Source organism: Sphingomonas faeni (genome assembly GCF_023195535.1).
In the GTDB taxonomy this organism is placed as follows: Bacteria; Pseudomonadota; Alphaproteobacteria; order Sphingomonadales; family Sphingomonadaceae; genus Sphingomonas; species Sphingomonas faeni_B.
In genome coordinates, this window is record NZ_JALPNF010000003.1 from 429954 (window position 1) to 453671 (window position 23718).

The 23718-nt window shown below is 66.6% G+C and carries 24 protein-coding genes; 9 read left to right on the plus strand and 15 right to left on the minus strand.

All coding sequences use genetic code 11. From position 1 onward, the window contains the following. Window positions 1-87: 87 nt before the first annotated feature. From SPHN_RS09230 to SPHN_RS09240, 3 genes are all read right to left on the minus strand, one after another. On the minus strand, window positions 88-1365 hold the full coding sequence (locus SPHN_RS09230) for an efflux RND transporter periplasmic adaptor subunit (protein ID WP_432715068.1): 1278 nt from the start codon (window positions 1363-1365) through the stop codon (window positions 88-90). Continuing rightward, window positions 1362-1760 carry a hypothetical protein gene (locus SPHN_RS09235; RefSeq protein ID WP_248522853.1) on the minus strand — a complete coding sequence of 133 codons (399 nt, stop codon included), beginning with the start codon at window positions 1758-1760 and terminating at the stop codon, window positions 1362-1364. Before SPHN_RS09235 ends, SPHN_RS09230 begins: the two co-directional genes overlap by 4 nt. A gap of 348 nt (window positions 1761-2108) precedes the next feature. Then, the gene (locus tag SPHN_RS09240; RefSeq protein WP_248522854.1) at window positions 2109-2723 is read right to left on the minus strand and encodes a TetR/AcrR family transcriptional regulator; all 615 of its coding nucleotides are present in this window, start codon (window positions 2721-2723) and stop codon (window positions 2109-2111) included. 152 nt (window positions 2724-2875) lie between these two features. Here SPHN_RS09240 and SPHN_RS09245 point away from each other — a divergent pair, with 152 nt between their 5' ends. After that, on the plus strand, window positions 2876-4774 hold the full coding sequence (locus SPHN_RS09245; RefSeq protein WP_248522855.1) for a gamma-glutamyltransferase family protein: 1899 nt from the start codon (window positions 2876-2878) through the stop codon (window positions 4772-4774). 193 nt (window positions 4775-4967) lie between these two features. Here the strand turns inward: SPHN_RS09245 and SPHN_RS09250 are convergent, their stop codons facing one another. Next, window positions 4968-6269, minus strand: coding sequence for a UDP-glucose dehydrogenase family protein (locus SPHN_RS09250; protein WP_248522856.1), 1302 nt, complete (start codon window positions 6267-6269; stop codon window positions 4968-4970). A 216-nt stretch (window positions 6270-6485) separates the two neighbouring features. Here SPHN_RS09250 and SPHN_RS09255 point away from each other — a divergent pair, with 216 nt between their 5' ends. After that, window positions 6486-6932 (plus strand): phasin family protein, encoded by a 447-nt coding sequence (locus SPHN_RS09255; protein ID WP_248522857.1) that lies wholly within the window; start codon window positions 6486-6488, stop codon window positions 6930-6932. 276 nt (window positions 6933-7208) lie between these two features. On the opposite strand, the gene SPHN_RS09260 is transcribed toward SPHN_RS09255, so the two are convergent. The 9 genes from SPHN_RS09260 to SPHN_RS09300 all read right to left on the minus strand — a co-directional run bounded on the left by SPHN_RS09260 (window position 7209) and on the right by SPHN_RS09300 (window position 16125). Continuing rightward, on the minus strand, window positions 7209-8108 hold the full coding sequence (locus SPHN_RS09260) for an SDR family NAD(P)-dependent oxidoreductase (RefSeq protein WP_248522858.1): 900 nt from the start codon (window positions 8106-8108) through the stop codon (window positions 7209-7211). Window positions 8109-8204: 96 nt separating this feature from the next. Then, window positions 8205-8552, minus strand: coding sequence for a hypothetical protein (locus tag SPHN_RS09265; RefSeq protein WP_248522859.1), 348 nt, complete (start codon window positions 8550-8552; stop codon window positions 8205-8207). A gap of 128 nt (window positions 8553-8680) precedes the next feature. After that, entirely contained in the window at window positions 8681-9373 is a 693-nt protein-coding gene (phoB, locus tag SPHN_RS09270; protein ID WP_055873047.1) for a phosphate regulon transcriptional regulator PhoB, read from the minus strand. After that, entirely contained in the window at window positions 9373-10062 is a 690-nt protein-coding gene (phoU, locus tag SPHN_RS09275) for a phosphate signaling complex protein PhoU (protein ID WP_248522860.1), read from the minus strand. Before phoU ends, phoB begins: the two co-directional genes overlap by 1 nt. A 14-nt stretch (window positions 10063-10076) precedes the next feature. Then, window positions 10077-10841 carry a phosphate ABC transporter ATP-binding protein PstB gene (gene pstB / locus SPHN_RS09280; protein WP_248522861.1) on the minus strand — a complete coding sequence of 255 codons (765 nt, stop codon included), beginning with the start codon at window positions 10839-10841 and terminating at the stop codon, window positions 10077-10079. Beyond that, entirely contained in the window at window positions 10841-12055 is a 1215-nt protein-coding gene (gene pstA, locus SPHN_RS09285) for a phosphate ABC transporter permease PstA (protein WP_432715074.1), read from the minus strand. Before pstA ends, pstB begins: the two co-directional genes overlap by 1 nt. A 76-nt stretch (window positions 12056-12131) precedes the next feature. Next, window positions 12132-13508 carry a phosphate ABC transporter permease subunit PstC gene (gene pstC / locus SPHN_RS09290; protein ID WP_248522863.1) on the minus strand — a complete coding sequence of 459 codons (1377 nt, stop codon included), beginning with the start codon at window positions 13506-13508 and terminating at the stop codon, window positions 12132-12134. Window positions 13509-13782: 274 nt separating this feature from the next. After that, window positions 13783-14811: a substrate-binding domain-containing protein gene (locus tag SPHN_RS09295; protein ID WP_248522984.1), complete on the minus strand. Its 1029-nt coding sequence runs from the start codon at window positions 14809-14811 to the stop codon at window positions 13783-13785. An 87-nt stretch (window positions 14812-14898) separates the two neighbouring features. Beyond that, entirely contained in the window at window positions 14899-16125 is a 1227-nt protein-coding gene (locus SPHN_RS09300) for an ATP-binding protein (RefSeq protein ID WP_248522864.1), read from the minus strand. 231 nt (window positions 16126-16356) lie between these two features. Between SPHN_RS09300 and SPHN_RS09305 the strand changes: the two genes are divergently transcribed. The 4 genes from SPHN_RS09305 to SPHN_RS09320 are packed head-to-tail and all read left to right on the plus strand — an operon-like array spanning window position 16357 to window position 18908. After that, window positions 16357-16797 carry a hypothetical protein gene (locus SPHN_RS09305; RefSeq protein WP_248522865.1) on the plus strand — a complete coding sequence of 147 codons (441 nt, stop codon included), beginning with the start codon at window positions 16357-16359 and terminating at the stop codon, window positions 16795-16797. 4 nt (window positions 16798-16801) lie between these two features. After that, the gene (locus SPHN_RS09310) at window positions 16802-17077 is read left to right on the plus strand and encodes an HPr-rel-A system PqqD family peptide chaperone (RefSeq protein WP_248522866.1); all 276 of its coding nucleotides are present in this window, start codon (window positions 16802-16804) and stop codon (window positions 17075-17077) included. After that, window positions 17074-17934, plus strand: coding sequence for an HprK-related kinase A (locus tag SPHN_RS09315; protein ID WP_248522867.1), 861 nt, complete (start codon window positions 17074-17076; stop codon window positions 17932-17934). The genes SPHN_RS09310 and SPHN_RS09315 overlap by 4 nt, the downstream gene beginning before the upstream one ends. Continuing rightward, window positions 17919-18908, plus strand: coding sequence for a nucleotidyltransferase domain-containing protein (locus SPHN_RS09320; RefSeq protein ID WP_248522868.1), 990 nt, complete (start codon window positions 17919-17921; stop codon window positions 18906-18908). The genes SPHN_RS09315 and SPHN_RS09320 overlap by 16 nt, the downstream gene beginning before the upstream one ends. On the opposite strand, the gene SPHN_RS09325 is transcribed toward SPHN_RS09320, so the two are convergent. Both SPHN_RS09325 and SPHN_RS09330 read right to left on the minus strand, forming a co-directional pair. Further along, the gene (locus tag SPHN_RS09325; protein ID WP_248522869.1) at window positions 18905-19264 is read right to left on the minus strand and encodes a hypothetical protein; all 360 of its coding nucleotides are present in this window, start codon (window positions 19262-19264) and stop codon (window positions 18905-18907) included. The genes SPHN_RS09320 and SPHN_RS09325 overlap by 4 nt on opposite strands. Beyond that, a complete protein-coding gene (locus tag SPHN_RS09330; RefSeq protein WP_248522870.1) occupies window positions 19261-19929 on the minus strand; it encodes an HAD family hydrolase in 669 nt (222 codons plus the stop codon). The genes SPHN_RS09325 and SPHN_RS09330 overlap by 4 nt, the downstream gene beginning before the upstream one ends. Window positions 19930-19991: 62 nt before the next feature. Here SPHN_RS09330 and glmU point away from each other — a divergent pair, with 62 nt between their 5' ends. Genes glmU through glmS form a run of 3 tightly spaced genes read left to right on the plus strand, consistent with a single transcriptional unit; the run spans window position 19992 to window position 23645 of the window. After that, window positions 19992-21371, plus strand: coding sequence for a bifunctional UDP-N-acetylglucosamine diphosphorylase/glucosamine-1-phosphate N-acetyltransferase GlmU (gene glmU / locus SPHN_RS09335; RefSeq protein ID WP_248522871.1), 1380 nt, complete (start codon window positions 19992-19994; stop codon window positions 21369-21371). Further along, window positions 21368-21802 carry a hypothetical protein gene (locus SPHN_RS09340; protein WP_248522872.1) on the plus strand — a complete coding sequence of 145 codons (435 nt, stop codon included), beginning with the start codon at window positions 21368-21370 and terminating at the stop codon, window positions 21800-21802. Before glmU ends, SPHN_RS09340 begins: the two co-directional genes overlap by 4 nt. A 19-nt stretch (window positions 21803-21821) precedes the next feature. Continuing rightward, the gene (glmS, locus tag SPHN_RS09345; RefSeq protein ID WP_248522873.1) at window positions 21822-23645 is read left to right on the plus strand and encodes a glutamine--fructose-6-phosphate transaminase (isomerizing); all 1824 of its coding nucleotides are present in this window, start codon (window positions 21822-21824) and stop codon (window positions 23643-23645) included. Window positions 23646-23718: the final 73 nt, after the last annotated feature.

Below are 23718 nucleotides of genomic sequence, written 5' to 3' on the forward strand. Positions count from 1 at the left end.
GCGGAGGCCGGGGCCCAATTGGACGAACCGCAGTGATAAGTCGAAACGCTATCCCAATTGGGCCCCGGCCTTCGCCGGGGTGGACGCCTATTGCGCGAGCGTGGCTTCACCCGAGATGGGCTGGACGGAGGCTGGCGCCGTCGTACCCGAGGCCACCAAAATCCGGCCGACCTTCGGCGCGACGGTCGCGCCGGGCATCGCCATCTGCGTGCCCTGGATGATGATCCGGTCGTTCGGCCCGATCCCCGAGCGCACGATCCGCAGGCCATCGACCACCGGCCCAAGCTCGACCGGCTTCTGGCTTACGACGTTCTTCGCATCGATCGTCAGCACAACCTTCCGCGCCTGATCGGTCTGCACCGCATCGTCGGGCACCAGCAGCGCCTGCCGCGTGCCCGCACTCGCGAGGCGCATGTTGCCGAACATCCCCGGCGTCAGGAAATACCCCGGGTTGGCGAGCACCGCGCGGCCACGGATCGTGCCCGAGCGCTGGTCGAGGCCGTTGTCGGTAAAGTCGAGCTTGCCCTTCCACCGATGTTCGGTCTCGTCCTGCAACTGGATCTCGACCGCTGCCGGCGTCGCGCCGGGCTGACGTGCACGCTGCGTCTTGAGGTACAGCGCCTCGGAGCCGTCGAACGTGAAGTAGATCGGGTCGAGCGCGTTGATCGTCGTCAGCACCGTCCCGCCGGTGCCTTCGCCGCCCGCGACTTGGTTGCCGGCATCGACACGGCGATCGGAAATACGACCGCCGATCGGTGCGCGAACCTGCGTGAAGCCGACGTCCAAAGCGCGGGCGCGTTCACGGGCCTGCGCCGCGGCGAGCGCGGCCTGGGCTGCTTCGAGTTTACCGCGGAGGGCGTCGACTTCGCCGGCCGAGACTGCCTCATCGGCCACAAGTCGCTGCGCGCGACCGAGGTCGGTCCGGGCCAGTGACAACGCGCTTTTAGCGCTCGCGACGTTGGCATGCGCCTCGGCGAGGGCCGCGGCGAACGGCCGAGAATCGATCGTGAAGAGCAACTGGCCCTTGCTGACGATTTCGCCGTCGCGGAAGTGGATGCCGGTGACTTCGCCGGCGACGCGCGGACGAATCTCGACCGTGCGGCTCGGCGCGAACCGACCGACGTAATCGTCCCATTCGCTGACCTGTCGCACCAGCGGCGAGGCTACCGTGACGGAGGCGGGCGGGGGTGCCGCCATCGCCGCGTCGGGGTGATCGAACATCTTCACGCTGACTGCGCCGAGCAACGCGATCGGCACGAGCACCATCGCGCCGCGCTGCCATGCGGGCCGTCGATGACGGTCGGTGGGCGGCGACGATGCGACGTCGGCATCGTTCGCGGCCGTGATCGTGGTAAGTTGGTTCACGCTGCGATGCTCCGCTTCTGCTGGGCGCCGACGCGCATGCCGGTGACGCTCTCGACGAGCGTTTCGATCTGTGCCTCGGCAAAGCCGGCAGCGAGGAAGTTCTGGATCTCGGCCATCGGCAACGCGAAGCCGCGGCGCCAGGCGTACACCGCCATCCGGCGCAACGCCTCAAGCCGGGGGTCGGCGAGCCGCGACGCGGTGCTCAGGCCGAACAGGCTGCCCATCGCCCGCGAGATACGGCTCGGGCCGGACAGGCTGCGCAACGTGTCGCGCTTGGCGAGCGCGATGACGCTCCATTCGAGCGCGGAAAAGCCGGTCGGGGCGGGGGCTGCTACAGCCTGCGTGCGGCTGGTGACGGGCGAAGCGAACATGTTGTCGAGGTCGAGATAAGCCATGGGATTGTCCCCCTTTTGATTTTTCGGGCAAGCGCTGGCCTTCGTCGGTGGACGATCCACCGACGTCAGCTGGTCGCAAGGCGTGCGCGGTCGTTGCCGGCACATCCTCGTGCCGCGCTTGCCCGCTTGAATTTTCGAGAGTCCGGTCGGCCGAAGCCGTCCGGTGTTAGGTTTGAACCGTGGTCATGGGTTTGTGTCCCCGGTTGCCCCCTCCGAAGTAGGAGAGAGCTTCGATACCAGTCGGTATATAAACCTGGGGTTCATCTAGTCAACAGACTTTTGTACCGGCCGGTATTTTTTATCGCGACCGTAACGAAGCGTGACTTTTATGTCGGCGGACCGACCGGCTTACTTGGTCGGCCACACCGACAGGCTGGTCTCGACGAGCTGGTTGAGCTCGGTGCAGGTCGCGCCAGAACCGGCCTGGATCGACAGCCCCTGCATGATCGCGAACAGGTACCGCATCAAGGCATGCGATTCGAGACCGTCGGGGAACTCGCCCGCAGCCTTGGCCTCGTCGAAGCGCTTCATCAACGCGGCCTCGGACGACGCGCGACGCTTGGCGACCTCGGCCTTGATCGGCTCGGCTTCCGCACTGCACGCGACGCTGCTGATGACACTCAGGCATCCCTTGGGATCGCAGGTGCTCATCTGCATCTGCAATGCCCCACGGAGAAGCCTTTCCGCTACGGCGCGCGCGGTCGGCGCTTCCAACGCGGAGGTCATGTAGGCGAGCTTCTCGCGCTCGTAGAGGTCGAGCGCCTTGTGGAACAGCGCTTCCTTGTTGCCGAACGCCGCGTAGAGGCTGGGCTTGGTGATCCCCATCTCCGCGGTCAATTCGGCCATCGACGCGCCTTCGTAGCCGTTGCGCCAGAACACGCGCAACGCACCCGCCAGCGCTTCGTCGAGATCGAACTCGCGGGGGCGGCCCTTGGGGGCGGTGAGCGTGCAAAGCCTATTCATACCGTTCGGTATATAGGGTAAAAGCGCAAAAGGTCCAGTGAGTTGCCCCCGAGTTCTGCGCGTAGCGGGCGGTCAGAAACCGATCGGGGAGCAGCGGGCTTGCCGTTTATCGCCTGTCGCGCAATCATGCCGCCGTACAAGGGGAGCCCATCATGCGTCGTCGTACCTTCATCGCGGCCCTGCCCGCCACTGCGTTCTTGCCCAACATGGCGCAGGCCCAGACCGGCGCGACGCGCGGCACACCCGGCGCACAGGGCGCTCAGGGACCAGGGCAGGGCGGTGCGCCACAGCCCGCCACCACCGCTGCCGCAGCACCGTTGCCGCCGACGTGGGAGACCGGGCTGGACCGTTTCATCAGGCCCGACGTGCACGCGGGCGACCGCCCGGTCGGCGCGAGCTTCGCCTCGCGCACCGCGGCTTACGGTCTGAACGGCGCGGCGGGTACGGCGCATCCGCTGGCGACGCAGGCGGGGATCGACATCCTCAAGCGCGGTGGTTCGGCGGTCGATGCGGCGATCGCGATCAACGCGTGCCTCGGGTTTCTGGAACCCACGTCGAGCGGAATCGGCGGCGATGCCTATGCGATGATCTGGGACCCCAAGCTGAAGAAGGTCGTCGGGCTCGCCGGTTCGGGCAAGAGCCCGCGGGGCCTCAGCCTCGATACGGTGCGGGCGCGCGCGAAGAACGGCGCACTGCCGGCGTTGGGTGCGATCAGCGTGTCGGTGCCGGGCACGGTCGACGCCTGGTGGACGATGCACCAGCGCTACGGCAAGCTGCCTTGGGCGGACCTGTTCCAGCCGGCGATCGCGCATGCCGAGGCCGGCGCGCCGGTGCCTGACATCGTCGCCTATTACATCCGCCGCAGCCTCGCCGCGTTCAAGCGTCCGGGCAACGGCCTGGAGGAAGTCGCCAACGCACTGCGCACCTACGGCCTCGCGGACGGCAGGGGGCCTGCGCTGGGACAGGTATTCCGCAACCCGGATCTCGCGCGGACCTATCGTGCGATCGCGGCGGGTGGGCGCGATGCCTTCTACCAGGGTGACGTGGCGCGGACCGTCGACCGGTACTTCAAGCGGATCGGCGGTTGGCTTCGGTACGAGGATCTCGCCGCGCATCGTTCCGAATGGATCGAGCCCAGCCAGACCGACTATCGCGGGACGACGGTGCACGCGCTCGGCGCGAACACGCAGGGGCTGGCGACCTTGCAGATGCTCAACATCCTCGAACGCTTCGACCTGAAGGGTGCTGGGTTCCAATCGGCGCTGTCGATCCATCTCCAGGCGGAGGCTAAGCGCTTGGCCTATGAGGATCGTGCGCGATATTACGCGGATCCGAACTTTGCCAAGCAGCCGGTCGAATGGCTGATCTCGAAGCAATACGCGGCCGAGCGCGCGAAACTGATCCGGCCGGACCGTATCCTGACGCCGGTCTATCCGGGCCAGGCGCCCAGCCGCGGCGATACCACCTATTTCAGCTGTGCCGACAAGGACGGCATGATGGTGTCGATGATCCAGTCCAATTTCCGCGGCATGGGATCGGGACTGGTCGCGGACGGTCTTGGATTCATGTTCCAGGATCGCGGCCAGCTGTTCAGCCTGAAGGACGGCCACCCCAACATCTATGCGCCGGGCAAGCGGCCGTTCCAGACGATCATACCCGGCTTCGCGACGCGCGGAAGCGATCCGTGGATGAGTTTCGGCGTCATGGGCGGCGACATGCAGCCTCAGGGGCAGACGCAGATCATCGTCAACCGCGTCGACTATGGGCTGGAGATACAGTCGGCGGGCGATTCGCCACGCTGGCATCACGAGGGGTCGTCGCAATCGATGGGCGAGGACTCGCCTGGAATGGGCCCAACCGGGCTGTTGCGGCTCGAGACCGGCGTGCCGCTCGCGACGCGGCAAAGGCTGGCGGAGATCGGCTGGACGATCGGCGATCCCGATGGCGGGTTCGGCCGCTACGAAAGCGTCGAGCACCGGATGGACGGGTCCACGCGGGTTTACGCAGCCGCGAGCGAGATGCGTGCCGACGGGTGCGCGCTGGCATATTGAGGCACCGTCAATTGCGGGCGATGGCCCCGCATTTATCGTTCGAACCAAGCGCCTCCCCGGCGAAGGCCGGGGTCCATCTGGGGCGTTTTGCCAATCGAGGGCGGCGCCCCGTTGCGACCATCTTTCCAACTGGGCCCCGGCCTTCGCCGGGGTGGTGCAAATGGTGCGGCCCAGTGTCGCCGTTGCGCTCTGCTCAGCGGCCTACTGCAGTGTACGCGAATCCGGCCTGTTCGACGTCGGCGCGCTGGTAGACGTTGCGGAGGTCGACCATCACCGGTGCCGCGAGCAGCCCCCTCAACCGTGCGAGGTCAAGCGCACGGTATGCGTCCCATTCGGTTACGATCACCACGGCATCGGCGCCTTCGGCCGCGTCGTAGGCGTCGGTGCAATACGCCAGATCGGGTAGCAGCGCCTTGGCCGGTTCCATGCCCTCGGGATCGTGCGCGCGCACCTTCACGCCCGCATCCGCCAGCGCGGTGGCGATCGCAAGGCTGGGCGCGTCGCGCATGTCGTCGGTGTTGGGCTTGAACGTCAGGCCGAGAAGCGCAACCGTCTTCCCCCGCGGGTTTTCACCGAGCGCCGCCAGCACTTTGCGCCCCATCGCGCGCTTGCGGCTGTCGTTCACCTTCACGACCGCTTCGACGATATGGACCGGTGTCTGGTAATCCTCGGCGGTCTTGAGCAGCGCCAGCGTGTCCTTGGGGAAGCACGAGCCGCCATAACCCGGTCCTGCATGCAGGAACTTCTTGCCGATGCGGTTGTCGAGACCAATCCCGCGCGACACGTCCTGCACGTCGGCGCCGACCGCCTCGCACAGGTCCGCGATCTCGTTGATGAAGGTGATCTTGGTCGCGAGGAACGCGTTCGCCGCGTATTTGATCAACTCGGACGTACGGCGACTTACGAACAGGATCGGCGACTCGTTCAGGTACAGCGGACGGTAGACGTCGCGCATCACCTGCTTGGCGCGCTCGTCCTCGGTGCCGATGACGATCCGGTCGGGACGCTTGAAGTCGCCGATCGCGGCGCCTTCGCGGAGGAATTCGGGGTTGGACACGACCGCGACGTCGATGTCGGGACGCTTCTCCCGCAGGATCGCCTCGACCCGGTCGCCGGTGCCGACGGGGACGGTCGACTTGGTCACGACCACGGTCGGGCCGGTAACGGCGGCGGCGATCTCCTCGGTCGCGGCGAACACATAGCTGAGATCGGCGTGGCCATCGCCGCGGCGCGAGGGCGTGCCAACGCCGATGAAGATCGCATCGGCGCCGGCGACAGCGCTGGCGAGATCGGTGGTGAAGGTCAGCCGTCCTGCCGCGACGTTGGACGCGACGAGCTGATCTAGGCCTGGCTCGAAGATGGGCATGCGACCGGCATGCAGCGCGTCGATCTTCGACTGGTCTTTGTCGACGCAGATCACGTCATGCCCGAAATCCGAAAAACAGGCGCCCGAGACAAGACCGACATAGCCTGAACCGATCATCGTAATGCGCATATTGACGTCCTTCGAAATCCCGCATCCCTATTGGGATAAACAGGGGGGCATGCAAGCGAACGGGCGTGACTTGTAAAAATACCGGTCAATCCGGTTTAGTGCGGTGGCGCCCGGACGCGGCAGCCGGCTGGTGGGGTTGACCGGAAACGCGCAACCAAATTGTGCGGCGCCGGTTGAAGGCGCATCATTATCCTTCATTTACACAGGAGCGATAGCATGGCCGAGAACCTCAAAAGCGCGATCGACGAAGGCGCTGCAAAGAACAAGGCGGCGACCGATCGCGCCGCGGGCGTCGCCAAGGACGCGGCCGACACGATGCGCGCCGGTGCAGAGCAAGCGCGCGATACTTTTTCCGAGAAGATCATCGATCCGGCCAAGCGAGCCGGGGAGGCCATGAAAGAGTCGGGCGGCAAGATTGCCGAGGGCGGCGCGACGATCGGCAAGACCATGATCGACCAGGCCGAGCAGAATGCCCGTGAGGCGTTTGCCGCGATGCGCGAGGCGGCCAGTGCGAAGGATTTGACGCAGGTCATGAAGATCCAGAGCGAATATCTCCGCGAGCAGAGCCGGCGCAGCATGAGCCAGGCCCGCGAGATCGGCGAGATGATCATGAAATTCGGCAAGGAGGCCGTAGCGCCGTTGCGCGGGTCCGGTCCGCAGTGATCGCCGGGCGTACCGCATCATGACTCTATGAGTAGAGATAAACGTGACGGGTGGAGCGACGTACGGACGAGCAAGAACGCCGTCGCTCCACTATCACGACGGAACCAAAAGGCCCCGACCTTGATGCCGGGCTGAATAATGCCGTGTTTTATAGCCGCTATCGAGACGACCTGGTTCGGCTGATCCCTTGACGAGTCGTGAACCGCACGGGATCATTCACGTCCCCGAACCGAAGTCGGGGCTCGCTTGGACCGCGCGTTCCCCGAGTTGCGGAGGTCATCGTCCCTGCAGCTTGCCCAGGATGGTCATCGACTGTTCGGAACCCGACTGCGGTACGATCTCGCCGGTACGATCGATGATCGCGTCCCAGTTCGCCGCGACACCCTCCACCGACAGGTCGTCGCCGGTCAGCAGCTTGCCCTGGGTCAGCGTCACGTACGCCGCCTGGAACACGCCGGCGCCTGCGCCGACGATCATGTTGGTCGGCGCGTCTTCGGACACGAGGAACACGGCCGCTGGCGCCACCTTGTCGGGGGAGAAGGCCTTGAACGCCTCTTCGGGGAAGATGTCCTGCGTCATCCGCGTGCCCGCGGTGGGGGCGATCGTGTTCACCTTGATGTTGGTCTTCGCGCCCTCGATCGCGAGCGTCTTGGTCAGCCCGGCCAGCCCGAGCTTGGCTGCACCGTAGTTCGCCTGGCCGAAATTGCCGTACAGGCCCGTCGACGACGCGGTCATCAGGATCCGGCCGTAATTCTGCGCGCGCATCGTGTCCCACACCGCCTTGGTGGCGTTCGCCGAGCCATTGAGGTGGACGTCGACGACGAACTTGAAGTCGGCGGGCTCCATCTTGGCGAAGCTCTTGTCGCGCAGCACGCCGGCGTTGTTGATCAGGATGTGGACGCCGCCCCATTTCTCGGACGCTCTGGCAACCATCTCGACCATCTGGTCGTAGTCGGTGACGCTGCCGCCGTTCGACATCGCCTCGCCGCCGGCCGCCTCGATCTCCTCGACGACCTTCAGCGCGGCATCCGAATGGCCGGTGCCGTCGCGCGACGCGCCGAGATCGTTGACGACCACCTTGGCGCCGCGGCGGGCGAGTTCGAGTGCGTATTCGCGACCGAGACCGCCGCCTGCGCCGGTGACGATCGCGACTCGATTTTCAAAGCTGATAGACATGGAAAAAGGCGCCCCTCTCTTATGATTGGAGCGCCTTTCCTAGAACGTAAAGCCGTCTACGCAAGCGGCAGGATCACTACCGCCTGCGCGAAGGGCTTACTTGCCGCCGCGGTTGCGGCAGCCGTCCTTGACCGTCTTCGAGCACACCGGATACTCGGCCGGTGCCGGCGTCGGCGGGGTAACGGTCGGCTGACCGAACGTCACGCCACCAGCGGGTGCGGGTGCTGCCATCGGTGCGGCTGGAGCGGCCATCGCGGGATCGGCCATCGCAGGATCGGCAGGGGCTGCCATCGCCGGATCGGCCGGTGCGGCCTGGTCTGCAGGTGCCGTCTGCATCGCGGGATCGACCGGTGCGGTCTGCGCGGCGGGATCGGCCGGCGGGGTCGTCTGGGCGATCACGGGCGACGCGAGAAGAGCGGCGGCGGCGAGAAGAATGGTCTTCATACGAATCTCCTAAATGGGTGCACCATTTTGGTAGCGCGACGTCTGAACGCACTAAGTCGCGCATAGGTCCTTCGTTTCGCATCCGATTCCATTCGCCCCACCGCTAGACCCAGAGCGGGACAGTGTCCTTAGCCGCCCGTATCGAGCGAATAGCCGGCCGACCGGACGGTACGAATGATGTCCGGACGTTCGCCGACGTTGATGGCTTTCCGCAGCCGCCGGATGTGGACGTCGACCGTGCGGCTTTCGATATCACTGTCGTGACCCCACACGGCATCGAGCAGCCGTTCGCGCGAGAACACCCAGCCGGGATGCTCGAGAAAATGCTTCAACAGGCGGAACTCGGTCGGTCCGAGCGATACGACTTCGCCCGAGCGACGGACCTTGTGGCCGACGGTATCCATCTCGATGTCGGCATAGCTGAGTGCTTCGCCCGCGAGGGCAGGGCGGACTCGGCGCAACACCGCACCGACGCGGGCGACCAGCTCGCGCGGTGAGAACGGCTTGGTCACGTAATCGTCGGCGCCGGTCTCCAGCCCCCGCACACGATCCTCTTCCTCACCGCGCGCGGTGAGCATGATGATCGGCACGTTCTGCGTCTCGGGCGCGCGGCGCAGGCGACGGCAGACCTCGATCCCCGACAACCCCTCGACCATCCAGTCGAGCAGGACGATGTCGGGCACCTTCTCCTTGGCGAGCAGCAAGGCTTCCTCGCCATCGGGGGTATGCGCGATCTCGAAATCCTCGCGCTTGAAATGCCAGACCAGCAATTCGGCGAGGGCGGCATCGTCCTCGACCAGCAGCATTTTCGCGCGTGCCATTATGCCTGCTCCTGCTTGATGCCGCGTTCACGGTCGACCATCTGCGTACCGGTCGCGGCGAAATAGACCATCTCGGCGACGTTGGTGGCGTGGTCGCCGATCCGCTCGAGGTTCTTCGCGACGAACAGCAGATGCGCGACCTGGCTGATCGTCTTCGGATTCTCGACCATGTAGGTGACGAGCGTGCGAAAGATGCTGTCGTAGAAATCGTCGAGCGCGGCGTCGCTTTCGACCACCCGCACTGCCTCTTCCGCGTCGCGCGCGGCAAATGCGTCGAGCACGTCGTGGACCATCTCGCTCGCCATCCGGCCCATCGCGGGCAGAATCGAGATCGGCTCGATCCGGTGTTCGCTCTCGATCATCGGCACGCGCTTGGCGATGTTCTTGGCGTAATCGCCGATCCGCTCGACGACGCCGGCGATCTTCAGCGCAGCGACGACTTCGCGCAGGTCGACCGCCATCGGTGCGCGCAAGGCGATGATCCGGACCGCGAGGCGCTCGACCTCCGCCTCGATCACGTCGATCTGCTTGTCGGCGGCGCGGACCTGTTCGGCGAGCGCGATGTCGTTGCGTTGCAGCGCCAGCATCGCCTTGTCGATCGCGTCCTCGGCGAGCCCGCCCATCTGCGAGATCAACCCGCGGAGCTCGCCGATGTCGTTGTCGAAGGCCTTGACCGTATGCGTGTTCATGGTCGTTTCCCGACTCAGCCGTAACGGCCGGTGATGTAATCCTTGGTCCGCTCTTCGCGGGGATTGGTGAAGATGTCCGAGGTGTTGCCGTATTCGACCAGCGTGCCGAGGTGGAAGAACGCGGTCTTCTGACTGACTCGCGCGGCCTGCTGCATGTTGTGCGTGACGATCACCATCGCGTAGCGGCCGCGCAGTTCGTGGATCAGTTCCTCGATCTTCGCGGTCGCGATCGGATCGAGTGCCGAGCACGGCTCGTCCATCAGGATGACCTCGGGATCGACCGCGATCGCGCGGGCGATGCAGAGCCGCTGTTGCTGGCCGCCCGACAAGGCCGTGCCGCTGTCCGAGAGGCGATCCTTGACCTCGTCCCACAAGCCGGCGCGGCGCAGCGACTTCTCGACGATCCGGTCGAGGTCCGCCTTCGCGCCGGCCAGACCGTGAATGCGTGGGCCATAGGCGACGTTCTCGTAGATCGATTTCGGGAACGGGTTCGGCTTCTGGAACACCATACCGACGCGGGCACGGAGCTGCACCACGTCCATGTCGGGCGAATAGATATCCTGACCATCGAGCTTGATCTCGCCGGTGACGCGGGCGCTGGCGACGGTGTCGTTCATGCGGTTGAGCGTGCGCAAGAAGGTCGACTTGCCGCAGCCCGACGGGCCGATGAACGCCACCACCTCGTCCTGGTCGACGTCGATCGAGACGTTGTCGATCGCCAGCTTGCTGCCGTACGCGACGGACACGTTGCGCGCGGTCATCTTGAGGTTCTTGGTCATCACCAGCGGGTCTCGAATCGGTTGCGGAGGTAGATCGCGACGCCGTTCATCGCGAGCAGGAAGACGAGCAGGACGATGATCGCCGCCGACGTCTTTTCGACGAAGCCGCGGCTGACCTGATCGGACCAGAGGAAGATCTGGACGGGCAGAACGGTCGCGGGATCGTTCAGGCCCGACGGCGGCGCGGCGATAAAGGCGCGCATGCCAATCATCAGCAGCGGCGCGGTCTCGCCGAGCGCACGTGCCATGCCGATGATCGTGCCGGTGAGGATGCCGGGCAGCGCAAGCGGCAATACGTGGTGGAACACGACCTGCACCGGCGATGCGCCGACGCCGAGCGCGGCATCGCGGATCGACGGCGGGACGGCCTTGATCGCGTTGCGCCCCGCAATCACGATCACCGGCATCGTCATCAGCGCGAGCGTGAGCCCGCCGACGATCGGCGCGGATCGTGGCATCCCGAACGTGCCGAGGAAGACCGCGAGCCCGAGCAGCCCGAAGATGATCGAGGGGACCGCGGCGAGGTTGTTGATCGACACCTCGATCAGGTCGGTCCAGCGGTTCTTCGGCGCATATTCCTCGAGATACAGCGCCGACAGCACGCCGATCGGGAAGGCGAGCAGCAGCGTGACCGCCATCGTCAGCAAGGATCCCTTGAACGCGCCCCAGATACCGACGCGGGTGGCGTCGGTCGAATCGGCCGAGGTCAGAAAGCCGGTGTTGAACCCGCGCGACAGCACGCCGCGTGCGGTAAGGCGCGCATAGATCGCTTCGGCTTCGTTCGTGCCGACGCCCTTGGCGGCGACGTCGATCGGGCTCGACACGGGGACCTCGAACACGGCCCGGCGCTGGAGCAGCGACGGGTCCGCCTTGATCGCGTCGCGCACCACCGCCCAGGCGCCGTCGGACAACAGGTTCGCACCGTCCTTGCCGTAGGCGGTACTGGCGGCGGCGAGGACCGTGCCTTCGAGGCCGGCGCCGGCAAGCGCGAGATCGGCCCCGCGTCCGACCAAGCGCGACGGCGAGATCGGGAGCTTTGCGGCGGCGAGATCGACCGGCAGCGCAACGCGCGTCTCGACAAACCCGCTCGCGCCCTGGCTCAGCATCGAGACCAGCAGGAAGGCGAGGAAGGCGGCGGACATCCACACCGCGGCGAGCCCGGCGAAGCGGAAGCGACGCTCGGACGCGTAACGGCGGCGGATGCGCGACTGCATCGCCTGCGTCGTCCAGTCGGTCGGCACGCGACGCACCGGCTCCGCGCCGCTGGTCGGCAATGAGGGAACGAGCGTGTCAGTCATAGGCTTCGCGGTACCGTTTGACGACGCGGAGCGCGACGATGTTGAGGAGCAGCGTGACGACGAACAGCGTCAAGCCCAGAGCGAACGCGGCGAGCGTCTTGGGGCTGTCGAACTCCGCCTCGCCGGTCAGCAGGTCGACGATCTGCTTGGTGACGGTGGTGGTGCTGGCGAACGGGTTGAGCGTCAGCGTCGCGACTCCGCTTGCGGCCATGACGACGATCATCGTCTCGCCGATCGCGCGCGACACGGCCAGCAGCACGCCGCCGACGACACCGGGCAGGGCGGCCGGCAGCAGCACGCGGCGGATCGTCTCGGACGAGGTCGCGCCCATCGCGAGGCTGCCGTCGCGCATCGACGAGGGGACGGCGGCGATCGAATCGTCCGCCATCGACGAGACGAACGGGATGATCATGATGCCCATCACGAGCCCCGCGGCGAGCGCGCTTTCCGACGATGCCCAACTGATCCCGATCGACACGGCGAGATCGCGCACTGCCGGCGCGACGGTCAGCGCGGCGAAATAGCCGTAGACGACGGTCGGCACGCCCGCGAGCATCTCGAGGATCGGCTTCATCCACTTGCGCGTGGTCGGCTTGGCGTATTGCGTGAGGTAGATCGCGCTCATCAGCCCGAAGGGAATGGCGACGATCATCGCGATTACCGCGCCGATGAAGAACGTCCCCCAGAACAGCGGCACCGCGCCGAGCGACGCGCCCGGATCGCGCGCGTCGATCACCTGCGGGCTCCAATGCGTGCCGAACAGGAAGTCGGTGATCGGCACGACCGAAAAGAACCGCACCGATTCGTACAGCAGCGACGCGACGATGCCGACCGTGGTCAGGATCGCGATCAGCGACGCGCCGAGCAGCGCGAGCATGACGACCCGCTCGATCTGCGTCCGCGCGCCGAACCCGGGTTTGACGCGAGTGAACGCGAACGCGCCGCCGGCGAAGGCGAGCAGCAGCGCGAGTGCGGTGGCGATCCAGTCGTAGCGTGATTGCGCCGCGGCGTAGGAGGGCGCGAGCGTTTGCGCGAGGCCGTGGAAGGCTCCGAAGCTCTGCCCTTCGGCCAGGCTGCGCGCTTCGGACAGGATCGAGGCGCGGTCGAAGCCGGGTGGGGGAAGCTGGATCGCCGCCGGCGTTGCGAGGACCGCATCGGTGACGAGCGCGGGCGACGTCACCGACCAGATTACGAGGAAGACGAGCGGCGGGATCGCAGTCCACAGCGCGACGTACCAGCCGTGATGCGCGGGGAGCGAACTGAACCGTGCGGTGCTGCCCGCGCGGAAGCGGGTGGCGCGGACGCGTGCGGTGAGCCAGCCGATGAGGCCGAGGCCAGCGACGAGGAAGAGGAGCGCGATGGCGGACATTATAGTTCTCGCCCGTCCATAAGTACCACCCCGGCGGAGGCCGGGGCCCAATTGGGAAGGTCGAGGTAATGGCGCGTGGCATCAGCCAACGGGGCGTTGCCCAATTGGGCCCCGGCCTTCGCCGGGGTGGTGGTGAAATGCTCAGCCCGCATCGCCAAACGCCGGTTTCCCCGCGGACGCGGGGGGCCGGCTAAGTTCCGATATCGAGCTTGGCTCCTGGGTCCCCGCGTTCGCGGGGGAACCAGGACGGGCATGCGGTTGGACGAAAAGCGCATCACGACAGCACCGCCGGATCGAGCACCGTCTCATTCGCGATAATCGCCGCCGAGCGCGCCTGCACCGCCGCCGGTGCCGCGATCAGTCCGCGCTTCACCAGCGGCCCCGTCACGCCCCAGTTCGCGGCGTACAGCTTCAGCAGGTTCCGCAAGCCCGGGATCGCGGTCAGGTGCGCCTTCTTCACATAGATATAGAGCGGCCGGGACCCCGGATACGCATTGTCCGCGATCGACGCATAGGTCGGCGCGACGCCCGAGATCGACACGCCGTTCACGTCGTCCTTATTCTCTTCGAGATAGCTGTAGCCGAACACGCCGATCGCATTCGGGTTGGACTGGAGTTTCTGGACGATCAGATTGTCGTTCTCGCCCGCATCGACATACACCCCGTCCTCGCGGACCCGCGTGCAGAGCGCCTTGTGCGCATCCGGATCCGACTTCGCGAGCGGCTTCGCAGCCGGATCGCTCTCCTCGCAGCCCTTGGTGAGGATCAGCTCAGCGAGCGCATCGCGCGTCCCGCTGGTCGCCGGCGGGCCGTAGACCTGGATCGGCACCGCGGGCAGCGCCGGGTTCACGTCGCGCCAGACACGCGCGGTGTTGGTCTTACCGCCCGGATTTGCCGCCAGCGCCTTATAGAGATCGGTCGGCGTCAATTGCATCTTGGGGCCGTTCTTCGCCTCGGCAAAGGCGATACCGTCGATCCCGACCTGGATTTCGAGGATGTCGTGGACACCGTTCTCGACACAGCTCTTGTATTCGCTCGCCTTCATCCGGCGCGAGGCATCCTCGATATCGGGATGCGCCGCGCCGATCCCGGCGCAGAACAGCTTCATCCCGGCGCCGGTGCCGGTCGATTCGATCACCGGTGCCTTCGCATCGGGATCGTTGGCGACGAGCTGCTCGGCGATCATCGTCGTGAACGGATAGACCGTCGACGATCCGACCGCGGTGATCTGGTCACGCGAGCCGGCACCGCCGCCGTTCGCCTGATCGACGCACGCCGCCAGCGCGCCCGACGCCACCACCATCAGTCCTGTAAGAGCAAGCCGTTGCACCCGAATTCCCGTCATCCACCGCCCATAGCGGCGCTAAGACGATCCTGTGTGACAGTTGAGTTACCCTTTTATGACACCGCCTTTTGGCGCGAATCCGCTTGGCGGCAGAAGGACCGAAACCGTCGTGCCGACGCCGACCTGGCTGGCGATGTCGAGCCGTCCGCGATGGCGCTCGACGATATGCTTGACGATCGCGAGCCCGAGACCCGTCCCGCCCAGTGAGCGACTGCGCCCGGCGTCGGCACGGTAGAAGCGTTCGGTCAGCCGCGGGATATGCACCGCGGCGATCCCGTCGCCCTCGTCGCGGATCGACAGGCGGATCATGTTCAGATCGTCGCGCTTCAGGTCGATCGACACCGGCGTGCCCGCGCGCCCGTATTTCATCGCGTTGCCGATCAGGTTGTGCAGCATCTGCGATAATTGCGCGCGGTCGCCGGATACGGGGGCAAGACGCGGGTCGAGCGTGGCGACCAAGTCGAGGCCGCGGTCGCCTGCCGCATCGGCCACCTCCGCACAGACGTCCGCCACCAATTGTGCCAGGTCGACCGCGCTGTCGGGCAAGCGGAACTTCTCCGCCTCGATCCGGCTCAGCGAGATCAGATCCTCGACCAGCCGCTGCATCCGCCGCGCCTCGTCGTCCATCACCTTGAGGAAGCGCGCACGGACCTCGGCATCCTCGCCCGCCTCCTCGCGCAGCGTCTCGATGAAGCCGAGGATCGAGGCGAGCGGCGTGCGCAGTTCGTGGCTGGCGTTGGCGACGAAATCGATCCGCATCCGCTCGGCGGCGTAATTGCCGGTCTGGTCGACGAGGTGGACGATCCGCTGGCCGTCCGACGCCTCGCCGAGCCGCATCTCCCAGCGCTGGTCGCGCGTGCCGAGCCCGACCAGCTCGATCGGCCGCTCGCCATCGATCGGTCCCGGCGTGCCGAGTCGCTCGGCGGCCGCGGGATGGCGGATCGCGACGCGGGCGTCCTCGCCGAGGATATGCGTGCCGAGCAACGTCCGTGCGGCGCGGTTGGCGAGCGTGACCCGCCCGTCCTGGACCAGCATGACGGGAGCGACGATCGCATCGAGCACATCGTCGAGCATGGAGGATGTCGCGGTGGTCGTATCGGTCGGGGCAGGGGTCTCGTCGCCGGTTCCCGCCGCGACCAGCGCCGCCGCAATCCCGCCGACCAGCGCGACGATCGCGCCCTGCACGTCGCGCGTGATAACGAACACCGCCACCGCCGCGACGACGACGACGATGATCGCCCAAAACGTACGCAGGCCAAATCCGGAAAGCATTGCGGTCTCCTGGGACGGAATCGGCGCCCACCCACTGCGCCATACAGCGGCGCGCCGCAAACCGGTATGCCGTCGTGAATGAGGATGCTCGGCGCTACCGGCGCGATACGTAATCGGATACCGGGCCAGCCTGCCGGATCGTCCTACTCCGGTACGCTCCCGCAAGCTTTGATGCGGCGATATTGTCAGCGCTTCAGGATTGTGAAAGGGCTGTCGTCTAGTAGGGGCATCATGGACGACACGCGACTAACCCAGGGGCTGCCTGACAAGGACCCCGATGCAAGCGTAGGCGCCGATGCGGGTGTACCGACGCGTCGACGCGTGCTGGCTCTGGGTGCGGTGACGGCGGGGGCGGTCGTCTCGATCCGTCCTGCGCTGGCCCAGACCGCCGGCTCGGTATTGAACTGCGAGATTCCGGTCCCCGATCCAGGTCGGGCGGGCAGCTATATCGATGCGGATGGCAAGGTCGTGCCGGCGCGGACCCGGGGTGCATTTCCGCCGTCATCGCGTCCGTTCAAGGGCGAAGACGTCAAGCGCGCCATGGCCAGCGGCAGCACGCTGCCCGGCACCGAATCCGAGCGCAGTCGTGCCTATGTCAAATACATCCGCCGGTTGCAGCGCGGCCAGGGCGGCTTCACCTGCTTCGCATCGTTGCAAATGCCGCGCGGCTGAGGCCGTGCCCGAGCCGATCTTTCGAGCGGCGCCCGACGGCAGCCTGCTGATCGCTCCGCTCGACGCGTTCACCGCAGCCTATCACCGCGCATCGGGGATCACCCACCTGCTGGCCGAACCCGCACCGCAGATTTTGGCGGTGCTGGGGGAGGGGGCATCGTCGCTGGATGCGTTGCTGGCGCGGCTCGGCCGGGACTATGATCTGGATGACGGCACACGCGAGGCGCTGGCGGCCCGGCTCGACGAACTGGTCGATGCGGGGCTCGTCGAGCGCGCATGAAGCACGCCTTCTCCGTCCGCATCGGCCCGGTCGGCTTCCGCATCGGCTCCGACTGGCGCGCGCCGATCGCTGCGCTCGAGACCCTCTACCGCGATTACCCCCAGCCGCATGACGGCATACCCGACTTCACCGTGCGCCTGTTCGCGCGGCGGCCATGGCGGCGGTTTATCCGCCCCTCCGTCGAGATCGGCGGCGACTATATGCTGCCCGAGGCGGCGCCTTTGCCGTTGCGGCAAGGGCTGCTCGCCGCCGAGATGGCGATGAACCTGCAAATGGCGCTCGGCGCGCGGCGCTATCTGTTGCTGCATGCGTCCGCGGTCGAGCGCGATGGACGGGCGCTGTTGATGACCGGGATTTCCGGGGCGGGCAAGTCGACGCTGGCGACCTTGCTCGCGGCGAAGGGCTGGCGGTTCATGGGCGACGAGTTCGCGTTGCTCGATCCCGCGACCGGGCTGATCCACGCCTTTCCACGGTTGATCAGCCTGAAGAACGACGCCATTGCCGCGGCCGAGGCGGCATGGCCGGATGCGCGGATGGGGCCGCTGCTTCCGGCAACGCCGAAGGGCGACATTCGCCACATGGTGCCCGATGCGCGGGCGATCGCGCTGATGGATATGCCAGCCACGCCCGCGCTGCTGCTGTTTCCGCGCTATGGGTTCGAAGCGGAGACGCGACCGGTGCCGCCCGCCGAAGCGTTCGTGCGGATGACGCAGGCTTCGACCAATTACGTGGCGCTCGGCGAGGCCGGGTTTCGCGCGCTGACGGGGCTGATCGCGGACGTCCCCTCGGTCGCGGTCGACTATCCGGATGGGGCAAGTGCGATCGACCAGGTCGAGGCGTTATGGTCGGCGCTGTGAACGATGCTCGGCTACTCGCGCGCGCGCTCGCCGATCCGGGCAGCGTGGTCGGGCTCGATGCCGCCGGTTGGACGGCGTTGCTGGCCATGGCGCGGGCGGAGCAGTTGATCGGTACGCTTGCCCTGCGCGTCGACGGCTTGCCGATGCCGGATGCGGCGAAAGCGATCCTCGCGGATGCGCGCGCCGCCGCGGAGCACGGCCGCCGCGCTGCGTTGTGGGAGGCGGAGATGGCCCGGCGGGCATTGGCCGCGATCGGATGTCAGCCCGTGCTGCTCAAGGGCACCGCGTTCGTCGCGGCGGGACTGTCGGCGGGGCAGGGGCGGTCGATCGGCGATCTGGACATACTGGTGCCGCGCGCAGCGATCGACGCGGTCGAGGCGGCATTGCTCGCGGCGGGCTGGGAGTGGGTGAAGCCGGACCCGTATGACGACGCCTATTACCGGCGCTGGATGCACGAACTCCCGCCGTTGATCCACCGCGAGCGCGACCGGATGATCGATGTCCATCATACGATCCTGCCGCTGACCACCCGGGTCACGCCCGATGCGGGGGCGTTGATCGACGACAGCGTGGCGCTCGAGAGCGGCCTGCGAACGCTCTCCCCCAACGGCATGCTGGTCCATGCGGCGGCCCACCTGTTCGCCGACGGCGACCTTGCCGGCGGCCTCCGCAACCTGTGGGATATCCGCTGCCTGATCGACGAGTTCGGTACCGACGGGCTCGATGCCGAGGCGCAGCGACACGGTCTGTCGCGCGAAATGACCCGGTCGCTACGCCTGGTCGACACGCTGTTCGGCGACCGCAAGGCAAGCGGCACCGATCGTCTCTACATCCGCCGTATCACCGCGCGCGATGGCTGGGGCAGGCCGATCCGGCCGGTCACGCGGCTGGCATTCTACGTCCGCTCGCACTGGCTGCGGATGCCGCCGGCGATGCTCGCACGGCACCTCTGGACGAAGTGGCGCAAGTCCTAGGGCAGTCGCGCGCCCCGACCGCGCCGGACGATCCAGACGATCAGCAAAACGATCGTTATCGCCACCGTATCGGCGATCCAGTCGCGGATGTCGCAATCGCGGTGGAGCGACGGGATCGACTGCAGCACCTCGATCAGCGCGCCGAGGAACGAGAGTCGCTCGCCGATCCGGAACAGCCGCGCGGTCGGATAGGACAGCGCGGCCAGCAGCGCCAACGTCGCGAACGCGAGCATATGCTCGAACTTGTCGCCGAACTGATCGATCGGCACATGCGGCGGCTTCGGCAGCAGCGCCATCGTCACGGCGAATACCACGGCCAGCACCAGCGCGACCCGCGTAAGGACGGTCCGGTTCATGCGCCGACCCTTTCGAGCGTCGGGATCAATTCGCCGAAATTGTCGATCACCGCATCCGCGCCCAATTCCCCGACGGGCTGCATCAGGAAGCCGAAGCTGCATGCGATCGTCGGAACGCCCGCCGCCTGCCCCGCCTGGATGTCGAAGATCGAATCGCCGACGAACGCAGCACGTCCCCCGCCGCACTGCCGTATCATCTCGTGGATCGGCATCGGCGACGGCTTCGATTCCGCCATCGTATCGCCACCCAGAATGCATGCGAACCGGTCGGTCAGGTTCAACGCGGCCAGCACGGTCCGCGCGAACCGCTCGATCTTGTTGGTGACGATGCCAAGCGTCACACCGCGCGCCGCCAGCGCGTCCAGCGCGTCGATCACCCCCGGATACGGCGTGGTCAGCACGCAGATATTCGCTTCGTAATAGGCGAGCAGCGTGGCGTGGAGTTCGTCCAGCATGGCCTCTTCATACCCGCCGGTCGCGGTCAGGCCTTGCTTCAGCATATGCCGCGCACCACCGCCGATCATCGGCTTGACCTGCTCGACGGTCAGCGGCGACCGACCGGCCGACGTCAGCGCATGGTTGACCGCCGCCGCGAGGTCGCCACTGGTGTCGAGCAACGTCCCGTCGAGGTCGAAACCCACGGTTTCAAATAAAAAATGCGTCATTGCGGCAGGGCCTGCCAGCCACGGTATAGAATTGGCAAGGCTTTCGTGGCAGCGGAAATCCTATGACGACGCATTCTTCCGACCAACCGATTTCCGGCCATTCCGTTGCGGTCGTGATCCTTGCCGCGGGCAAGGGCACGCGAATGAAATCGGATCTGCACAAGGTGCTCCACCCGATCGCGGGGCGGCCGATGCTGTTGCACCTCGTCGCCAGCACCGCTGCGTTGCGCCCGGCGAAGACGGTCGTGGTGACCGGTGCAGGGCGCGAACAGGTCGAGGCGGCGGTCGCGCCGCTCGGCATCGCCACCGCGCTCCAGGCCGAGCAACTCGGCACCGGGCATGCGGTCGCGCAAGCGCGTGCGGCGTTGGCCGGGTTCGAGGGCGACGTGCTGATCCTCTACGGCGACGTGCCGCTGGTCACCGCCGCGACGATGCAGCGGATGATCGCCCGCCTGCGCGGCGACGATTCGCCCGCCGTCGTCGTGCTCGGCTTTCGTCCCGCAAATCCAGGTGCCTATGGCCGCGTCATCGCCGACGCTGCGGGCCGGATGGACCGGATCGTCGAGTATAAGGACGCGTCGGAGGCGGAGCGCGCGGTGACGCTGTGCAACTCCGGGCTGATGGCGGTGCGGTCCGCTGACCTGTTCGCACTGCTCGACCGGCTCGGCAACGACAATGCGGCAGGCGAATATTACCTTACCGACATCGTCGGGCTCGCGGGTGCTGCAGGCCGATCGTCGGCGGTGATCGAGACCGGCGCGGACGAGGTGGCCGGCGTCAATAGTCGTGGCGAGCTCGCGGGCGTCGAAGCGGCGTGGCAGGCGATGCGCCGCGCGCAGGCGATGGCCGACGGCGTCACGCTGATCGCGCCCGACACGGTCTGGTTCGCCCACGACACGGTGCTGGGACGCGACGTGGTGGTCGAGCCGAACGTCGTGTTCGGCGCCGGCGTGCACGTCGCGGACGGCGCGACGATCCATGCCTTCAGCCATGTCGAGGGCGCGACGATCGGCAAGGGCGCGACCGTCGGGCCGTTCGCACGGCTGCGCCCCGGCGCGGATCTGCACGCCGATGCCAAGGTCGGCAATTTCGTCGAGGTGAAGAAGGCCGTGATCGGCGAAGGCGCGAAGGTCAGCCACCTCACCTATATCGGGGATGCGGACATCGGGGCCGGCGCGAACATCGGCGCGGGCACGATTACCTGCAATTACGACGGCTATTTCAAATACCGCACGGTCGTCGGCGAAGGCGCATTCATAGGCTCGAACTCGGCACTGGTCGCGCCCGTGAATATCGGCGCGGGTGCGATCGTCGCGGCCGGCTCGGTGGTGACCGCCGATGTCGAGGCCGACGCGCTCGCGCTGGTCCGCCCCGAACAGATCGCCAAACCCGGCTGGGCGGCGCGTTTCCGTGAGAGAATGCTTGCCAGGAAGCGGGCATGAGGATCGTTGCACTGGCGGTACTCGCAGCGTTGGCTGGTTGCGCCACGCCTCAGAATTCGCGCGATGCGGTAGTGCCGATGGTCGCGATCGAGCGGGCAGCGGCGCTGGCCCCCGGTGCGTATCCGGGCGTCTTTGTCATGACGGTGCGTGCGTCGGGACGACAGGGATCGAGCCTTTATCTCAATTCGGAAAGCGACTACCGCGACCCGCGCAACCTCTCGCTCGAGGTTCGGCCGATCGCGCAGGCGCAGCTCGAAAGCCGGCTCGGTACCCCCGTCGACACCGCGTTGCAGGGGCGGACGATCCATGTCGACGGCGAAGCCCGCCGGGTACGGATCAACTTTACCTACGACGGCCGCCCGACCGGCAAATATTATTATCAGACCCATGTTGTCATCGAGCGGGGCGAACAGCTCCTCTCGGTCGACTGAACGAGAACGGACAGGCGTTATGTGTGGTATCGTTGGAATTCTGAGCGGCGAAGACGTCGCGGGCCGGTTGCTCGACGGCCTGAAGCGGCTCGAATATCGCGGGTATGACTCGGCTGGCATCGCCACCGATCATGACGGCGCGATCGAGCGGCGGCGTGCGTCGGGAAAGCTCGTCAACCTCGCGAACGAACTCGCCGCGCATCCGCTGCCGGGCAAGACCGGGATCGCCCATACCCGCTGGGCGACGCACGGCGGCCCGACCACCAACAACGCGCATCCGCACGCCACCGGCGAGGTCGCCGTGGTCCACAACGGCATCATCGAAAACTTCAAGCCACTGCGCGACGAGTTGATCGCGCGCGGACGTACGTTCACCAGCGAGACCGACACCGAAGTCGTCGCGCATCTGGTCAGCGAGAAGATCGAGGCAGGGATGGACCCGGTGTCCGCCGTACGAGAGATCCTGCCGCGGCTGCACGGTGCGTTCGCGCTGGCGATCCTGTTCCGCCAGCATCCGGATCTGCTGATCGGCGCGCGGCTTGGCTCGCCGCTGGTCGTCGGGCACGGCGAGGGCGAAATGTACCTCGGCTCGGACGCACTCGCGCTGGCGCCGCTGACACAGCGGATCGCCTATCTCGACGAGGGCGACTGGGTCGTGCTGACCCGCGACGGCGCACAGGTCTACGATCGCGACAACGCACCCGTCGAGCGTGCGATCACGATCTCGGGCGTCACCGGCGACCTGATCTCGAAGGGCAACCACAAGCATTACATGCTCAAGGAGATCTACGAGCAGCCGATCGTGGTTGCGCAGACCCTTCGGTCGTATCTGAAGCGGATGGAGGGCGAGGTCTCGCTGCCGATCCCGGAGTTCGACCTGTCGAGCATCAAGCGCGTGACGATTGTCGCCTGCGGCACCAGCTTTTACGCGGGCATGGTCGCGAAATACTGGTTCGAGCAGTTCGCGCGCGTCCCCGTCGACCTCGATGTCGCGTCCGAGTTCCGCTACCGTGCGCCGGTAATGGAAGAGGGCGGCCTCGCGCTCTTCATCTCGCAGTCGGGCGAGACTGCGGACACGCTGGCGGCGCTACGCCATGCCAAGGCCGAGGGGCAGAAGATCGCGGTCGTCGTCAACGTCCCGACCAGCTCCATGGCGCGCGAGGCGGACCTGCTGCTGCCGACGCATGCCGGACCGGAAATCGGCGTGGCCTCGACCAAGGCGTTCACCTGTCAGCTTGCCGTACTCGCCGCGCTGGCCGCCAATCTGGCACGTGCGAAGGGTTTGGTGGCGAAGGATCAGGAGCGCGAGATCGTCCGCCACCTCGCCGAGGCGCCGGCGGCGCTCAACGGTGCGCTGGCGTATGACGAAGCGATCGAAGCGATGGCGCATAACATCGCCGGCGCCCGCGACGTGCTGTATCTCGGGCGCGGAACGGATTACCCGCTGGCGCTGGAAGGTGCGCTGAAGCTGAAGGAAATCAGCTATATTCACGCCGAAGGCTATGCCGCCGGCGAGATGAAACACGGCCCGATCGCGCTGATCGACGAGCATGTCCCCGTCATCGTCATCGCGCCCTCCGGTCCGCTGTTCGACAAGACCGTCAGCAACATGCAGGAAGTCATGGCGCGCGGCGGCAAGGTCGTGCTGATCTCGGACTACGACGGTATCCAGGCGGCCGGCGAAGGCTGCATGGCGACGATCACCATGCCCAAGGTCCACCCACTGATCGCGCCTTTGGTCTATGCGGTGCCGGTGCAGTTGCTGGCGTATCACGTCGCGGTACTGAAGGGCACGGACGTCGACCAGCCGCGGAACCTGGCGAAAAGCGTGACCGTCGAATAGCGGGACACCGCGAGCAGGTTCAATCCTCCCCCGCCAGGGGGAGGTGGCGCTGGAGGCGACGGAGGGGGAGGAC

Excerpts from the sequence above, each read along its gene's own strand:
- SPHN_RS09235 (WP_248522853.1), bottom strand. The coding sequence starts at position 1,760 with ATGGCTTATCTCGACCTCGACAACATGTTCGCTTCGCCCGTCACCAGC.
- SPHN_RS09240 (WP_248522854.1), bottom strand. The coding sequence starts at position 2,723 with ATGAATAGGCTTTGCACGCTCACCGCCCCCAAGGGCCGCCCCCGCGAG.
- SPHN_RS09245 (WP_248522855.1), top strand. The coding sequence starts at position 2,876 with ATGCGTCGTCGTACCTTCATCGCGGCCCTGCCCGCCACTGCGTTCTTG.
- SPHN_RS09250 (WP_248522856.1), bottom strand. The coding sequence starts at position 6,269 with ATGCGCATTACGATGATCGGTTCAGGCTATGTCGGTCTTGTCTCGGGC.
- SPHN_RS09255 (WP_248522857.1), top strand. The coding sequence starts at position 6,486 with ATGGCCGAGAACCTCAAAAGCGCGATCGACGAAGGCGCTGCAAAGAAC.
- SPHN_RS09260 (WP_248522858.1), bottom strand. The coding sequence starts at position 8,108 with ATGTCTATCAGCTTTGAAAATCGAGTCGCGATCGTCACCGGCGCAGGC.
- SPHN_RS09265 (WP_248522859.1), bottom strand. The coding sequence starts at position 8,552 with ATGAAGACCATTCTTCTCGCCGCCGCCGCTCTTCTCGCGTCGCCCGTG.
- phoB (WP_055873047.1), bottom strand. The coding sequence starts at position 9,373 with ATGGCACGCGCGAAAATGCTGCTGGTCGAGGACGATGCCGCCCTCGCC.
- phoU (WP_248522860.1), bottom strand. The coding sequence starts at position 10,062 with ATGAACACGCATACGGTCAAGGCCTTCGACAACGACATCGGCGAGCTC.
- pstB (WP_248522861.1), bottom strand. The coding sequence starts at position 10,841 with ATGACCAAGAACCTCAAGATGACCGCGCGCAACGTGTCCGTCGCGTAC.
- pstA (WP_432715074.1), bottom strand. The coding sequence starts at position 12,055 with ATGCAGTCGCGCATCCGCCGCCGTTACGCGTCCGAGCGTCGCTTCCGC.
- pstC (WP_248522863.1), bottom strand. The coding sequence starts at position 13,508 with ATGTCCGCCATCGCGCTCCTCTTCCTCGTCGCTGGCCTCGGCCTCATC.
- SPHN_RS09295 (WP_248522984.1), bottom strand. The coding sequence starts at position 14,811 with ATGGTGGTGGCGTCGGGCGCGCTGGCGGCGTGCGTCGATCAGGCGAAC.
- SPHN_RS09300 (WP_248522864.1), bottom strand. The coding sequence starts at position 16,125 with ATGCTTTCCGGATTTGGCCTGCGTACGTTTTGGGCGATCATCGTCGTC.
- SPHN_RS09305 (WP_248522865.1), top strand. The coding sequence starts at position 16,357 with ATGGACGACACGCGACTAACCCAGGGGCTGCCTGACAAGGACCCCGAT.
- SPHN_RS09315 (WP_248522867.1), top strand. The coding sequence starts at position 17,074 with ATGAAGCACGCCTTCTCCGTCCGCATCGGCCCGGTCGGCTTCCGCATC.
- SPHN_RS09320 (WP_248522868.1), top strand. The coding sequence starts at position 17,919 with ATGGTCGGCGCTGTGAACGATGCTCGGCTACTCGCGCGCGCGCTCGCC.
- SPHN_RS09325 (WP_248522869.1), bottom strand. The coding sequence starts at position 19,264 with ATGAACCGGACCGTCCTTACGCGGGTCGCGCTGGTGCTGGCCGTGGTA.
- SPHN_RS09330 (WP_248522870.1), bottom strand. The coding sequence starts at position 19,929 with ATGACGCATTTTTTATTTGAAACCGTGGGTTTCGACCTCGACGGGACG.
- glmU (WP_248522871.1), top strand. The coding sequence starts at position 19,992 with ATGACGACGCATTCTTCCGACCAACCGATTTCCGGCCATTCCGTTGCG.
- SPHN_RS09340 (WP_248522872.1), top strand. The coding sequence starts at position 21,368 with ATGAGGATCGTTGCACTGGCGGTACTCGCAGCGTTGGCTGGTTGCGCC.
- glmS (WP_248522873.1), top strand. The coding sequence starts at position 21,822 with ATGTGTGGTATCGTTGGAATTCTGAGCGGCGAAGACGTCGCGGGCCGG.